This window comes from Curtobacterium sp. MEB011, from assembly GCF_030209655.1.
Classification (GTDB): domain Bacteria; phylum Actinomycetota; class Actinomycetes; order Actinomycetales; family Microbacteriaceae; genus Curtobacterium; species Curtobacterium poinsettiae.
Genome location: NZ_JARVRN010000007.1, coordinates 165,712 through 178,583, shown reverse-complemented (window position 1 = coordinate 178,583; position 12,872 = coordinate 165,712). Strand labels below are relative to the sequence as shown.

General features: G+C 71.0%; 15 protein-coding genes. 3 read left to right on the top strand and 12 right to left on the bottom strand.

The window, feature by feature from the left end; all coding sequences use genetic code 11:
* Positions 1 to 19: 19 nt before the first annotated feature.
* A complete protein-coding gene (locus QRN30_RS10295; RefSeq protein ID WP_017888618.1) occupies positions 20 to 355 on the top strand; it encodes a DUF4229 domain-containing protein in 336 nt (111 codons plus the stop codon).
* A gap of 37 nt (positions 356 to 392) precedes the next feature.
* Here the strand turns inward: QRN30_RS10295 and QRN30_RS10290 are convergent, their stop codons facing one another.
* The 4 genes from QRN30_RS10290 to QRN30_RS10275 are packed head-to-tail and all read right to left on the bottom strand — an operon-like array spanning position 393 to position 4,071.
* Positions 393 to 1,394, bottom strand: a complete 1,002-nt coding sequence (locus QRN30_RS10290) for a 1,4-dihydroxy-2-naphthoate polyprenyltransferase (RefSeq protein WP_284761049.1) — start codon at positions 1,392 to 1,394, stop codon at positions 393 to 395.
* 37 nt (positions 1,395 to 1,431) lie between these two features.
* A complete protein-coding gene (locus QRN30_RS10285) occupies positions 1,432 to 2,571 on the bottom strand; it encodes an AMP-binding protein (protein WP_284761048.1) in 1,140 nt (379 codons plus the stop codon).
* On the bottom strand, positions 2,571 to 3,500 hold the full coding sequence (locus QRN30_RS10280) for a 1,4-dihydroxy-2-naphthoyl-CoA synthase (RefSeq protein WP_017888615.1): 930 nt from the start codon (positions 3,498 to 3,500) through the stop codon (positions 2,571 to 2,573). The genes QRN30_RS10285 and QRN30_RS10280 overlap by 1 nt, the downstream gene beginning before the upstream one ends.
* A 31-nt stretch (positions 3,501 to 3,531) precedes the next feature.
* Entirely contained in the window at positions 3,532 to 4,071 is a 540-nt protein-coding gene (locus QRN30_RS10275) for a hypothetical protein (RefSeq protein ID WP_042541201.1), read from the bottom strand.
* 119 nt (positions 4,072 to 4,190) lie between these two features.
* On the opposite strand from QRN30_RS10275, the gene QRN30_RS10270 reads away from it, so the two are divergent.
* Positions 4,191 to 5,189: an o-succinylbenzoate synthase gene (locus tag QRN30_RS10270; protein WP_214518818.1), complete on the top strand. Its 999-nt coding sequence runs from the start codon at positions 4,191 to 4,193 to the stop codon at positions 5,187 to 5,189.
* A gap of 300 nt (positions 5,190 to 5,489) precedes the next feature.
* On the opposite strand, the gene ccsB is transcribed toward QRN30_RS10270, so the two are convergent.
* The 6 genes from ccsB to QRN30_RS10240 all read right to left on the bottom strand — a co-directional run bounded on the left by ccsB (position 5,490) and on the right by QRN30_RS10240 (position 11,807).
* Entirely contained in the window at positions 5,490 to 6,509 is a 1,020-nt protein-coding gene (gene ccsB / locus QRN30_RS10265; RefSeq protein WP_214584991.1) for a c-type cytochrome biogenesis protein CcsB, read from the bottom strand.
* 5 nt (positions 6,510 to 6,514) lie between these two features.
* Positions 6,515 to 8,239, bottom strand: a complete 1,725-nt coding sequence (resB, locus tag QRN30_RS10260) for a cytochrome c biogenesis protein ResB (RefSeq protein WP_284761047.1) — start codon at positions 8,237 to 8,239, stop codon at positions 6,515 to 6,517.
* A complete protein-coding gene (locus QRN30_RS10255) occupies positions 8,223 to 8,921 on the bottom strand; it encodes a cytochrome c biogenesis CcdA family protein (protein WP_042538234.1) in 699 nt (232 codons plus the stop codon). The genes resB and QRN30_RS10255 overlap by 17 nt, the downstream gene beginning before the upstream one ends.
* A 45-nt stretch (positions 8,922 to 8,966) precedes the next feature.
* Positions 8,967 to 9,593: a TlpA family protein disulfide reductase gene (locus QRN30_RS10250; RefSeq protein ID WP_017888588.1), complete on the bottom strand. Its 627-nt coding sequence runs from the start codon at positions 9,591 to 9,593 to the stop codon at positions 8,967 to 8,969.
* Positions 9,590 to 10,246: a histidine phosphatase family protein gene (locus QRN30_RS10245; RefSeq protein ID WP_017888587.1), complete on the bottom strand. Its 657-nt coding sequence runs from the start codon at positions 10,244 to 10,246 to the stop codon at positions 9,590 to 9,592. The genes QRN30_RS10250 and QRN30_RS10245 overlap by 4 nt, the downstream gene beginning before the upstream one ends.
* A gap of 67 nt (positions 10,247 to 10,313) precedes the next feature.
* Entirely contained in the window at positions 10,314 to 11,807 is a 1,494-nt protein-coding gene (locus QRN30_RS10240; protein ID WP_017888586.1) for a SulP family inorganic anion transporter, read from the bottom strand.
* 42 nt (positions 11,808 to 11,849) lie between these two features.
* Between QRN30_RS10240 and QRN30_RS10235 the strand changes: the two genes are divergently transcribed.
* Positions 11,850 to 12,251: a MerR family transcriptional regulator gene (locus QRN30_RS10235; RefSeq protein ID WP_371830321.1), complete on the top strand. Its 402-nt coding sequence runs from the start codon at positions 11,850 to 11,852 to the stop codon at positions 12,249 to 12,251.
* Here the strand turns inward: QRN30_RS10235 and QRN30_RS10230 are convergent.
* Both QRN30_RS10230 and QRN30_RS10225 read right to left on the bottom strand, forming a co-directional pair.
* A complete protein-coding gene (locus QRN30_RS10230) occupies positions 12,228 to 12,473 on the bottom strand; it encodes a hypothetical protein (protein ID WP_139179824.1) in 246 nt (81 codons plus the stop codon). The two genes, QRN30_RS10235 and QRN30_RS10230, sit on opposite strands and share 24 nt — an antisense overlap.
* A complete protein-coding gene (locus QRN30_RS10225; RefSeq protein ID WP_284761046.1) occupies positions 12,473 to 12,811 on the bottom strand; it encodes a hypothetical protein in 339 nt (112 codons plus the stop codon). The genes QRN30_RS10230 and QRN30_RS10225 overlap by 1 nt, the downstream gene beginning before the upstream one ends.
* Between the last annotated feature and the right edge of the window lie 61 nt (positions 12,812 to 12,872).

The window sequence follows — 12,872 nt, the reverse complement described above, 5'->3', positions numbered from 1 at the left end:
GCTTCCGTAGACTCACCGTGTGAAAGCGTGGCTCCTGTACACCCTGGCTCGGCTCGGCATCTTCGTGGTGGCGCTCGTGCTCCTCCTGCTCCTGACGCCGCTGAAGTGGTACTGGGCGACGATCATCGCCGCCCTGGTGGGTCTGCTCATCTCGTACATCGCACTGTCCGGACTCCGCACGCAGGTCGCCCTGAGCCTGGCGAACCGCCGCGGCGTCCCCGAGCGCGACGCCGACTCGGACTTCGAGGACGACTTCGTCGACGCCGCCGACTCGGATGCCGCGGCCGCTCCCGTCGTCCGTCCGGTGTCCGACGCGGACCGGCACGAAGCACGCCGCGACGCCGACGCCGACTGACCCCGGGCACGGGGTCGTCAGGTCGGAGCCGGAACGGTTACGGCTGCACGGCCAGGGTGATCCCGAGCACCACGCCGAAGGCGAGCGACCCGAACGACGACAGCTGCAGCGCCGTGATGAGCTCGCGGGGCTTCCGCGACGACACCCCGATCGCCAGGGCCGGCAGCGCCAGCAGCAGCGAGAAGTACGTGAAGCCCGTGCGGAAGTACAGCAGCACGAACCAGAGCAGCACGACGTACGGCAGCATCAGGAACAGGCCGAAGAGCACGCGGGCGACCGGACGGCCGACAACCACGGCGAGTGTCCGCTTGCCCGCCAGCTGGTCCTCGTCGATGTCGCGGATGTTGTTCACCATCAGGACCGCGCAGGCGAAGAACCCGGCGGCCACCGCAGCTGCCCAGCCACTCAGCGTGACCTCGCGGATCTGCACGAACTGCGTACCGAGCACGGCGACGAGTCCGAAGAACACGAACACGAACACCTCGCCGAGGGCGTTGTACCCGTACGGCTTCTTGCCGCCCGTGTAGAACCAGGCGGCGACGATGGCGGCGGCCCCGACGAGCAGCAGCCACCACAGCTGGGTGAGCAGCACGATGACCAGGCCGGCGACGGCTGCCAGGCCGAAGAACGTCAGGGCGACCGTGAGCACCGTCCGGGGCTTGGCCAGCCCGGCACCCGTGAGCCGTGCGGGTCCGACGCGGTACTCGTCGGTGCCGCGGACCCCGTCGGAGTAGTCGTTGCTGTAGTTCACGCCGATCTGCAGGAACAGCGCCACGGCCAGGGCGAGCAGCGCGACGGCGAGGTGGCTGCCCTTCGCCAGGTAGTCGCCGAAGTCCCCGGGCTCACCGCTGTCGACGAACGCGACGGCGGTGCCCAGCACGACCGGGACGACGCCGAGGGTCAGGGTGCGCAGACGCGCGCCGCCGGTCCAGTCGCGTGCGGTCGCCTTCCGCTTGGTGCGGGCGGGGGCAGCGGCCTTCGCCGGGTTGCCGGACCGGCCCTGCTTCTGCGTCGAGTTCTTCGTTCGTGCCACGAGCACCGATCTTATTGCCGATGCGGCGCCCGCTGGCTCGCCCCTACGGCCCTGCCGGGTCGACGAGCGCCTGCACGGCCCGCCGGTCGGGTTTGCCGGACGCCAGCATCGGGATCCGGTCCACCAGGACCACGTCGGCCGGCCGGGCGGCACGGCCGAGGGCGGCTCCCACGTGGGCACGCACGGTGTCCGGGTCGAGCGGTTGCTCGGTGACGACGACGGGGACCTCGCCCCACTCCCCCGCCGAGCGCCGCACGACGACGGCGCTCTGCTGCCCGGGCAGCCCCCGGACGAGCCGTTCGACCGCCCCGAGCTGGACCTTCTCGCCACCGGAGATCACCACGTCGTCGAGGCGTCCGAGCACGCGGACGACCCCGCCGGACATGGTCGCGGTGTCCCCGGTCCGGTACCACCGCAGCCCGTCCCGCTCGACGAAGGCCGATGCCGTGCGGTCGTCGTCGTCGAGGTACCCCTCGGCGAGCATCGGCCCGGCCAGGTGCAGCTCGTCGTCGACCAGCGCGGTGCGCACCGTGCCGAACGGGACGCCGTCGTACACGCACCCGCCGCTCGTCTCGCTCGCGCCGTACGTCGTCACGATCCGGACCCCGGCGTCGCGCGCGCGCTGCCGGAGCGGCGCGGGGGTCGCCTGTCCGCCGACCAGGACCGCGTCGAACCCGGCGAGGGCGCGGGTGGCGTCCGGGTCGTCGAGCACCCGGGCGAGCTGGACCGGCACCAGCGAGGTGTACCGACGGGGCGCGGCCGGACCGGTGACGAGCCGTTCGGCCGCCTCGGTGAACGCGGCGGCCGCGAAGTGCCCGGGTGCCACGACGACGGGCTCGGTGCCGGCGGTGATCGAGCGGGTCAGGACGTTGAGGCCGGCGATGTAGTGCGTCGGCAGCGCGAGCACCCAGCGCCCCGGACCACCGAGCGCCGCGTCGGCCGCCGCCGCACCGGCGAGGAGCGCCTCGGACGACAGCGCCACGCGCTTGCCGGTCCCGGTGGACCCGCTCGTCTCGACCACCAGGGCGACCGCCTGCCGGACCTCGGCCGGAGGTGCCTTCGGCAGCGCCGGAGCCCCCTCGGCGACGGGGAGCAGCGCGGGGCCGCCGGCGAGCGCTGCCTCCAGGGCGCGCAGCACGGCCGACGGGTCCGACGTACCGGTCGCGACCAGCGGACGGGGCATCAGTAGTGCCAGGGGAACGCGGTCCACTCGGGAGCGCGCTTCTCGAGGAACGAGTCGCGGCCCTCGACCGCCTCGTCGGTGCCGTACGCCAACCGCGTCGCCTCGCCCGCGAAGACCTGCTGACCGACCATGCCGTCGTCGACGGCGTTGAACGCGTACTTGAGCATCCGGATCGCCGTCGGGGACTTGCCGAGCACGATCTCGCCCCAGCGGATCGCCTCACGCTCGAGGTCCTCGTGGGGGACCACGGCGTTCACCGCACCCATCTCGTAGGCGCGCTGGGCGGAGTACTCCTGCGCGAGGAAGAAGACCTCGCGGGCGAACTTCTGCCCGATCTGCTTGGCGTAGTAGGCGCTGCCGTACCCGCCGTCGAACGAGCCGACGTCGGCGTCGGTCTGCTTGAACCTGCCGTGCTCGGCACTCGCGATGGTGAGGTCGCAGATGGCGTGCAGGGAGTGCCCACCGCCGGCGGCCCAGCCGGGGACGACCGCGATGACGACCTTGGGCATCATCCGGATGAGGCGCTGGACCTCGAGGATGTGGAGCCGCCCCATCGACGCCTGCGCGGCCGCGGGGTCGACGCCCTCGGGCGGTGCACCCTCGTCACCGACGTACTGGTAGCCGCTCCGTCCACGGATGCGCTGGTCGCCGCCGGAGCAGAACGCCCACCCGCCGTCCTTCGGGCTCGGGCCGTTGCCCGTGAGCAGGACGACACCGACACGGGGGTCCTGCCGGGCGTCGTCGAGGGCGCGGTAGAGCTCGTCGACCGTGCGCGGGCGGAAGGCGTTCCGGACCTCCGGACGGTCGAAGGCGACACGGACGATCCCCTTGGAGACGTGCTTGTGGTACGTGATGTCGGTGAACTGCTCCGCGATCGGAGCGGTGGTCCAGACGTCGGGGTCGAACAGGTCGGAGACGGGAGCAGCCATGCCCCCAACGTACCGCCGGGCGTCTGCCGGGTCAGGCGCCCATGTCGGTCAGGAGCTCCGGCGCGACGAACACCATGATCACGATGAGGATCACGGGGTTCGCGAAGAACGCCAGGACGACCCCGATGGCGCCGTACCAGCGGCCGAAGGATCCGACGGCGGCGACGAACCCGAGCACGGCGGCGATGAGCGTCAGGAACACGACGACGAAGCAGATGCCGAACGCGAAGTTCGTGTCACCGCCCATGAACACGGCGAACGCGCTGGCGTCGACCGCAGCGGAGACCACGGCGAGGCCCAGGGCGATCTTGCCGACGACGGGGTTGCGGCGCTTCTTGGAGGCCGCCTGCCGCACGTCGACGGTGTTGCGCTGCATGAGCCGGGCGAAGTCGTCGGACCCGGCTGTCGGACGCGCCGTCGCTCGGGACGGGTTCGCCGCGGGTCGGGCATCCGCGCTCGGACGGGCTGCAGACGCCGGACGGGCTGCCGGACGAGCGCCGGCGCTCGACGGGTCGGCCTGGCGCTGTGCTGCCCGCTGCTGTGCTGCGCGCTGCCGCGGATCCACCGCCACCGAGCCTCCCTCGTTCCGGGTCGTTCCCCTCGCCGACCGGAGCCGACCGATGCATGCTAGTGCCCTGCCCTGGCGGTCCCCTCCGAGGAACCGGCGGGCGACCTGGGTGCGGTGGGAGGATGGCGGACGTGCTCCCCGACCTCGCCGAACTCCTCGCCGACGCGCACGTGGTGGCCCTGCCCATGCGGGTGCGGTTCCGCGGCATCACCACGCGCGAGGCGGTCGTGCTGCGTGGCCCCGCAGGCTGGACGGAGTTCTCGCCGTTCGTCGAGTACGACGACGCCGAGGCAGCGGCATGGCTGCGCGCCACCGTCGACTTCGGGTGGACCGACCACGAGCCGGCCGCCGACTCCGTGCCGGTCAACGCCACCGTCCCGGCGATCGCCGCCGACGACGTCGCCGACCTGCTCGCCCGCTACCCCGGCTGCGCCACCGCGAAGGTCAAGGTCGCGGAGCCCGGCACCACCGTCGACGACGACGTCGCCCGTGTCGCGGCCGTCCGCCGGGTGATGGGGTCCGATGCTTCCGTCCGCGTCGACGCGAACGGGCTGTGGAGCGTCGAGCAGGCAGCCGCGGCACTCGAGCGGCTCGCACCGTTCGACCTGCAGTACGCCGAGCAGCCCTGCGCCACGGTGCCCGAGCTCGCCGAGCTCCGGACGCGGATCGCCGGCCTCGGGGTGCGGATCGCCGCGGACGAGAGCGTCCGGAAGGCGAGCGACCCCCTCGCGGTCGCCCGGGCCGGTGCCGCCGACGTCCTGGTGGTCAAGGCCCAGCCGCTCGGGGGCATCACCGCGGCGGGCGCGGTCATCGCCGACGCCGGGCTGCCGTGCGTCGTCTCGAGTGCGCTCGACACGTCGGTCGGACTCGGGATGGGGGCGTTCCTGGCCGCCGCGGCGATGACCCCGGGGTACGCCGCGGGCCTCGGGACGGCGGCGATGTTCGCCGGGGACGTGACGGCGGAGCCCCTGCTGCCGGTGGACGGCCGCGTGCCGGTGCGTCGGGTGGACGTCGCGGCGGAGATGGTCGAGCGGTACGCCGCGTCGCCGGAACGCACCGCGTGGTGGCGCGAGCGGGTGGCACGTGTGCACACCGTGCTGGCCGCAGCTGCTGCCGAGTAGCTCCGGGCGCGGGACGCCGTCGTCTCCGCAGAACGCCGTCGTCTCCGCAAGACGCCGCCGTCTCCGCAAGACGCCGTCGTCTCCGCAGAACGCCGTCGTCTCCGTTCGGCGCCGCCGAGTCGGCGAGACGCCGCCGGGAACGGCGGCGTCTCGCCGAGGACGCGGCGTCCAGCCGACACGACGGCGTCTTCCTGTCCGTGGACGCGACCGAACGACGGACGGGAGGCGCGGTGCCAGCTGGCACCGCGCCTCCCGTCCGGCCGTGGTCGCGACCAGGGCCGCATCAGCGAGCCGCGTGGTTCACAGACCCGAGTAGCTGTGCAGGCCCTTGAAGAAGACGTTCACGACCGAGAAGTTGAACATCACCGCGGCGAAGCCGATCAAGGCCAGCCAGGACGACCGCGCACCGCGCCAGCCGCGGGTCGCACGGGCGTGGATGTAGCCCGCGTAGACGACCCAGATGATGAAGGTCCAGACCTCTTTCGTGTCCCAGCCCCAGTACCGACCCCAGGCACGCTCGGCCCAGATCGCACCGGCGATCAGGGTGAAGGTCCAGAGGACGAAGCCGACGAGCAGGACGCGGTAGGTCAGGACCTCGAGCCGGTCGGCGTCGGGCAGGGTCGCCATGAAGCGGAGCTTGCCGGAGGCGGTGCGGCCCTGGCGGTACGTCTGCACGAGCTGCGCCACCGCGAGCCCCGCCCCGAGCGCGAAGAACCCGGTGCCGGAGATCGCCACGAAGACGTGGATGACGAGCCAGTACGACTGCAGGGCCGGCTGCAGCGGGACGACGGGGACCCAGTAGTTCACCGTCGCGATGCCGAGCAGGATGATCGTCAGGCCCGTGATGAAGACGCCGAGGAACTTCAGGTTCTGCCAGAACTGCACGAGCAGGAAGATCAGCGTGATCAGCGCCGTGCCCGTCAGCGAGAACTCGAACATGTTGCCCCACGGGACACGGTCGGCCGCGATGCCGCGGAGGACGACCGAGGCGACGTGCAGGACGAGCGCGAGGATCGTCATCGCCATGCCGACGCGTTCGAACTTCGTGCTGCGGCCGGACGAACCGCCCGCTGGCGGCGCGGCGACCTGCTCGAGCACGACGGTGCCGCCCCGGACGGTCGCGACGGTCTTCGCCGCGCGTGCGGAAGAAGCGCTCGCCGCACCCGCCGAGCTGTCGTCGGCGCCCGCGTTCTTCGCGGCGGCCGTGACCTCGCCGGAGCGTTTGGCCATGTCGAGGGCGAACGAGATGAACGCGACCACGTACACCGCCATCGCGGAGTACGTGAGCACGACCGAGTAGGTCGCGAGGTTCGTGGTCATGTCGTTCACTGGGGCATCCTAACTCCGAGGTCCGACGTGTGGCGCTGTGCGATGTCCGCGACGGCCCGTTCGAGGTTCGGGTCCTCGCCGCGTGCGAGGCCGGCGTACTCGAGGTCGTACTCGCCGCCCTGCGTGTCCTTGCGCGGGACGACCTTCACCCAGACGCGACGGCGCGGGACGAACAGCGAGGTGAGCAGACCGAGGGTGGAGAGCAGGGCGAACCCGCCCACCCACAGCTGCGACGGGTCGTGGTGCACGTCGAGGGAGACGTACCGCTTGACGCCGTCGAACGTGATCGATCCGGCACCGTCCGGGAGCTTCTTCGTCTGCCCCGGCTTCAGCGCGAGGCTCGCCGTCGATGCGTCGGTGCCGGCGATCTGCTTCAGCCCGCCGGTGTTGAGCGTGTACACGCTCTGCGGCACGCCGTCGTCGAGGCCGAGGTCGCCGGTGTAGACCTGCAGCGTCAGGAGCGGGTTCTCGGTGTCCGGGTACGAGGACGTGTAGGCGCCGCTCGCGTTCTTCACCGCCGTGGGGTAGAAGAACCCGCGGATCCCGAGCTGGTCCGGCTTGGCGTCCGGGGCCTTGATCACGCCGAGCGAGGTGTAGTTCGCGTCCTGCGGCAGGAACGGCACGACGTCCTTGAACGCCACGTTGCCGTCGCCGTCGCGCACCGTGACCTGCATCGCGTAGCCGTTGCCGAGCAGGTAGACGTTGGTGCCACCCACGTGCAGCGGGTCGTTCACGCCGAGACGGCTGGTCTTCGGCTCGCCGCCCTTCTCGGTGCTCGTGACGGTGGCCGAGTAGTCGAGCGCCTGGCCGAGGGCGTCGAGGTTCCGCTCCTCGTACTTCGTCACGAACTTGTCGAGGGTCAGGTTGTAGCCCTTGAGGTCGGTCTGCTGGAACCAGCGCCCGGGGTTGAACGAGTCGTACGAGCCGAGCACGTTGGAGAACGTCTGGCCCTCCACCAGCAGACGCTGACCGGTGAAGCCGAAGCCACCGCCGACACCGACCGCCAGGAGCACCCCGACGAGGGCCGAGTGGAACACCAGGTTGCCGGTCTCGCGCAGGTAGCCGCGCTCCGCGCTCACCGAGTCGCCGAACCGTTCGACGCGGTACCCGGAGCGCTTCAGGATCGCCATCGCGCGCGTCACCGCGTGCTCGGCGGACGGGAGGCCCGTGGCCGGGTCGATCCCGGTGGTGCCGTCGACCATCGCGTCCGGTTGCACCGCTACGGTGCGGAATCCCGCCAGTCGCGTCAGACGCGCGGGCGTCTTCGGCGGACGGGTGCGCAGGGCCTGCCAGTGGTGCTTCGTGCGGGGCACGATGCAGCCGATGAGCGAGACGAAGAGCAGCAGGTAGATCGCCGAGAACCACACCGAGGTGTAGGTGTCGAAGACCTGGAGCTTGTCGAGGACCGGGAAGAGCTGCGGGTGGTCCGCCTTGTACTGCACGACGCCGTTCGGGTCGGCGGTGCGCTGCGGCACGAGCGAACCCGGGATCGCCGCGAGGGCCAGCAGCATGAGCAGGAACAGCGCCGTGCGCATGCTCGTCAGCTGCCGCCAGAAGAACCGGAGGTACCCGACGAAGCCGAGCTTCGGCTGGTTGACGCCGCCGTCGGTGGGGCCGGAGCCGTCGACGTGGTCGGACGGTCGCTGCGGGTCCGAAGCGGTGTCGGCTCCGTCGCCTGCGCCCGTCGGGGTGTGCTCGTTCGGGTCAGACCGCGGGGACAAAGCTCTGGATCACCGCCCCGACGCTCGACATGACGGCCGACCAGATTCCGGTGACCATGAGCAGACCGATGACGATCAGGATCGCTCCTCCGATGATGTTGACGGTGCGCATGTGACGCTTCACCGCCGAGATGGCTCCCGTGGCCCAGCCGGCGCCGAGCGCGACGAGGACGAACGGGATGCCGAGCCCGAGGCAGTACGCCACACCGAGCCACATGCCCTGCCAGGCACTGCCCGACTGCACGCTGAGCAGGTTGATGGCCGCGAGGGTCGGGCCGAGGCACGGCGTCCAGCCGAGGCCGAACACGATGCCGAGCAGCGGTGCGCCCAGCAGCCCCGTCGCGGGGGTCCAGCTGGGCTTGATGGTGCGCTGCAGGAACGTGAACCGTCCGACGAACACCAGGCCCATCGCGATGACGACGACCCCGAGGACCTGCGTGATGAGGTCACGCCAGCGGACGAGCCAGAAGCCGAGTGCCCCGAACACCGTCGTGTACGCCACGAACACCGCGGTGAACCCGACGATGAACAGCAGCACACCGAGCACCACACGACCCCGACGCTGCCCGCCCTCGGCGACACCGCCGACGTACCCGAGGTACCCAGGCACGAGCGGCAGCACGCACGGGGACAGGAACGACACGAGCCCGGCGAGCGCCGCCACGGGCAGCGCCACGGCCATCTGGCCGCTCAGGATCGCGTCGGCGAAGGGGTTGGAGGCCACGGGTCAGGAGGCCTTGCCGGCGTCGAGCTCGTCGCTGACCAGGGTCTTCAGGATGCCCGTGCCGTCGACCGCACCGAGGACGCGGGCAGCGACGCGCCCCTTGGTGTCGAGGACGATCGTCGCAGGCACCGCGTTCGGCGCGATCTGCCCGGACATCGCGAGCTGCATCGTGCCCGTGCGCTGGTCGAGGACGGTCGGGTACTGCACGTCGAAGGTGCGCTCGAAAGCGGCCGCGGTCGCTGCTTCGTCGCGGACGTTGACGCCGATGAACGCGACGTCGTCCGAGTCGGCGTACTCGTCGTGCACCTCGTTGAGGTACTTCGCCTCGGCACGGCAGGGCGGGCAGCTGGCGTACCAGAAGTTCAGGACGACGACCTTGCCCCGGAGGTCCTTCGACGAGACGGTGTCGCCGTTCGAGTCCTCGGCCCGGAAGGTCACCGGGTCGGTGCGGTCCTTCGCGGAGACCTCGGTCACCGCGCCGTCACCGGAGATGTAGTTCTGGGTCGTGCCGTTGCCGTACTGCTTCGCGAGGTCGCTGTTGTCCGTCGAGCACCCCGCCAGGGCGAGGGCGGCCACGACGACCGTCGCCGCGATCGTCGCGATGCGCTTCCTGCTGGTCGTGGTCTTCACACTGCTCCTTCGTCGACGGCGGTCGCGCGCAGTTCCTGCGCGGGGTCCGCGTACCCGACCTCGGTGAACCGACCGCTCGACGTGGCGGGCACACGCTCGACGGTGGTGATGCTCGACAGGTCGCAGCGACGCTTGCGCGGGTCGTGCCACAGGGGCTCCCCCGCGAGCTTCCGGTGGACCATCCAGATCGGCAGCTGGTGGCTGACCAGGACGACGTCGCCCTCGTCGACGCTCTCCCACGCCGTGGTCATCGCCGCGAGCATGCGGTTCGCGATCGACTCGTACGCCTCGCCCCAGCTGGGGCGCAGGGGGTTCGCGATCCACGGCCACTCCGCCGGACGGCCGAGCGAGCGCTTCGTGAACCCGGGGGGCTGCCCCTCGTAGCGGTTGGTCGGCTCGATCAGCCGCTCGTCGAGCGTCACGTCGAGCCCGTAGGCCGCCGACCAGGGCGCGGCGGACTCCTGCGTGCGCTGCAGCGGGGACGCGACGACCCGACGGACGTCGATGCCGGCGTCCTTCCAGGCGGTCGCTGAGGCCTCGGCCATCTGCGCGCCGAGGTCACTCAGCCCGAAGCCCGGGAGCCGGCCGTAGAGGACGCGGCCCGGGTTGTGCACCTCTCCGTGCCGGACGAGGTGGAGACGGGTCGCGGGCATGGGTTCCAGTGTAGGTCGCCCGCGGTTCCCACCGCCCCCTCAGGAGATTCACCGGATGCGGAAGCACTCAGCCGCCGAGCTCTCCGGACAGCCGTCCGTGCAGCGCGATCGACCCCGTGTTGAGGTTCACCACCTCGACCGTCGAGCCGTGCTTGGCGAACCGCTGTTCGACACCGTCGAGCGCCGCGACCGTGGACGCGTCGAACACGTGGGCGTCGGCCATGTCGATGATGATGTGCTCCGGGTCCTCTGCGTAGGAGAACCGCGTGACGAGGTCGTTCGACGAGGCGAAGAACAGCGCCCCGCGGACCCGGTACCGCACGGTGCGGTCGTCGACCGGCTCGCGCACCACGGTCACCACGTGCGCCACCCGTCGGGCGAAGACCAGAGCCGCCACGACCACACCGACGAGCACCCCGGTGGCGAGGTTCTCGGTCACGACGACCACCACGACGGTGATGAGCATGACCGCGGTCTCACCGAGCGGCATCCGCCGCAGGGTGCGCGGCCGGATGCTGTGCCAGTCGAAGGTCGCGACGCAGACCATGAGCATGACCGCCGTCAGGGCCGCCATCGGGATCTGGGCGACGAGGTCGTGGAGCACGATCGTCAGGACGAGCACCGAGACGCCGGCAGTGAAGGTCGAGATGCGCGTCCGGGCGCCCGCGGTCTTCACGTTGATCACCGTCTGGCCGATCATCGCGCACCCACCGGTCCCCCCGAAGAACGCCGACGCGATGTTCGCGACGCCCTGGCCCCACGACTCGCGCCACTTGCTCGACCCGGTCTCGGTGATGGAGTCGACGAGCTGCGCGGTGAGCAGCGTCTCGATCAGGCCGACGATCGCGACGCCGAACGCGTAGGGCGCGATGATCTGCAGGGTCTCGAAGCTGAACGGCGTCACGATGCCGTTGAAGCCGGGGAGTGCCGTCGGCAGTGCCCCCTCGTCGCCGACCGTCGGCACGGCCACGCTGAACACCATCGTGATGCCGGTGATGACGACCACCGCGATGAGCGGCGCGGGGATCGCCTTCGTCAGGAACGGGAACCCGACGATGATCGCGATGCCGAGTGCCGTCAGCGGCCAGACGATGAACGGGACGTCGTCGCCGAGCAGGTTCGGCAGCTGGGCGGTGAAGATGAGGATGGCCAGGGCGTTCACGAACGCGACGTTGACGCTGCGCGGGATGAAGCGCATCAGCCGCGCCACCCCGAGGAACCCGAGCAGGAGCTGGAACACCCCGCCCAGGACGATCGCGGGCACCAGGTACTCGATCCCGTGCTGTCGGACGAGCGGCGCGATGACGAGCGCCACCGAACCGGCGGCGGCGGACACCATGGCGGGTCGACCGCCCACGATCGAGATCACGATCGCGATGATGACGCTCGAGAAGAGGCCGACCGCGGGATCGACGCCGGCGACGACGGAGAACGAGATCGCCTCGGGGATGAGGGCAAGCGCGGTGACGATGCCGGCCAGGACCTCCCGGGTGAGCATGCGGGGCGAGCGGAGGGCGGCGAGGACGCTCGGGGCCGTCGGCGCGTGTGTGATCACGGACATCGTTCGGAACTCTACCTTCACGTGAGGGTAGAGTCGCGCTCCGTGAGCACCAGCGACGTCCCCGACACGATGCACATCGGCGAACTCGCCGACCGCGCCGGCATGTCCCTGCGTACGATCCGGCACTACGACGAGGTCGGGCTGCTCGTGCCGAGCGGCCGCACCACCGGCGGGTTCCGGGTGTACACCGCGCAGGACCTGGAACGGCTGCTCGTGATCCGCCGGATGAAGCCGCTCGGGTTCACGCTCGACGAGATGGCCGAGCTGCTCCGTGTGGTCGATGCCCTCGCGGCGAAGGACCCCGAGGACGAACCCGCGCTGGCTGCACGTCTCGATGCGTACCTGGACGACGCCCGCACCCGCCACGCGAAGCTCGTCGAGCGCGCCGGCATGGCCGAGGAGTTCATCGGCACCCTCGGGTCACTCCGCGCTTCGCTCCCCTGACGTCGCGCCGTCTTCGGCGAGCACCCTGGCACGCATGCGCTGCCGCTCGAGTTCGAGCTTCAGCTCCCCTTCTTCGACATGGAGCTGCCAGTCGATCGCCCCGCGTTGCGCCCAGTCCCACGGGCTCTCGCCCGGCGCAGGACCGATGTACGGCCGCTCCACGGGAACCGTGTCCTCCTTCCGCACCAGCTCTCGCCAGGCACGGCGCAGACGAGTCGTCATCACTGTCTCCTCTTCTCGATGAACAGTTCCGCCAACACCCTTGCAGCGGGTTCTTCTCCGGTGGGGACTTTCTGCATGTCGTACATCGCCTGCGCCAGATTCCGGCCGATCTCGCGACGCCCGACCTCGGCCGCGGTGATCAGGTCGAACACCACGGTCAACCGCGCCCAGCAGCGGTCCCGTTGCTCCCGCCCGACGTCCCGCCGCCACCGGATGACCGCCCACAGCCCACCGACGAACGCCGCGAGCAGTGTGAACGCCGCAGTGCACAGCGCCGCCACCACCACCGCGACCGCCGCAGGCGGCCAGGTCGCGAGCTCCCCCGTCCCCGTCCCCACCCGGTCCCCTCTCGTCCCGCGACCCGGCCACGTCGACAACGCTAGGGAGTCCTCGCACGCC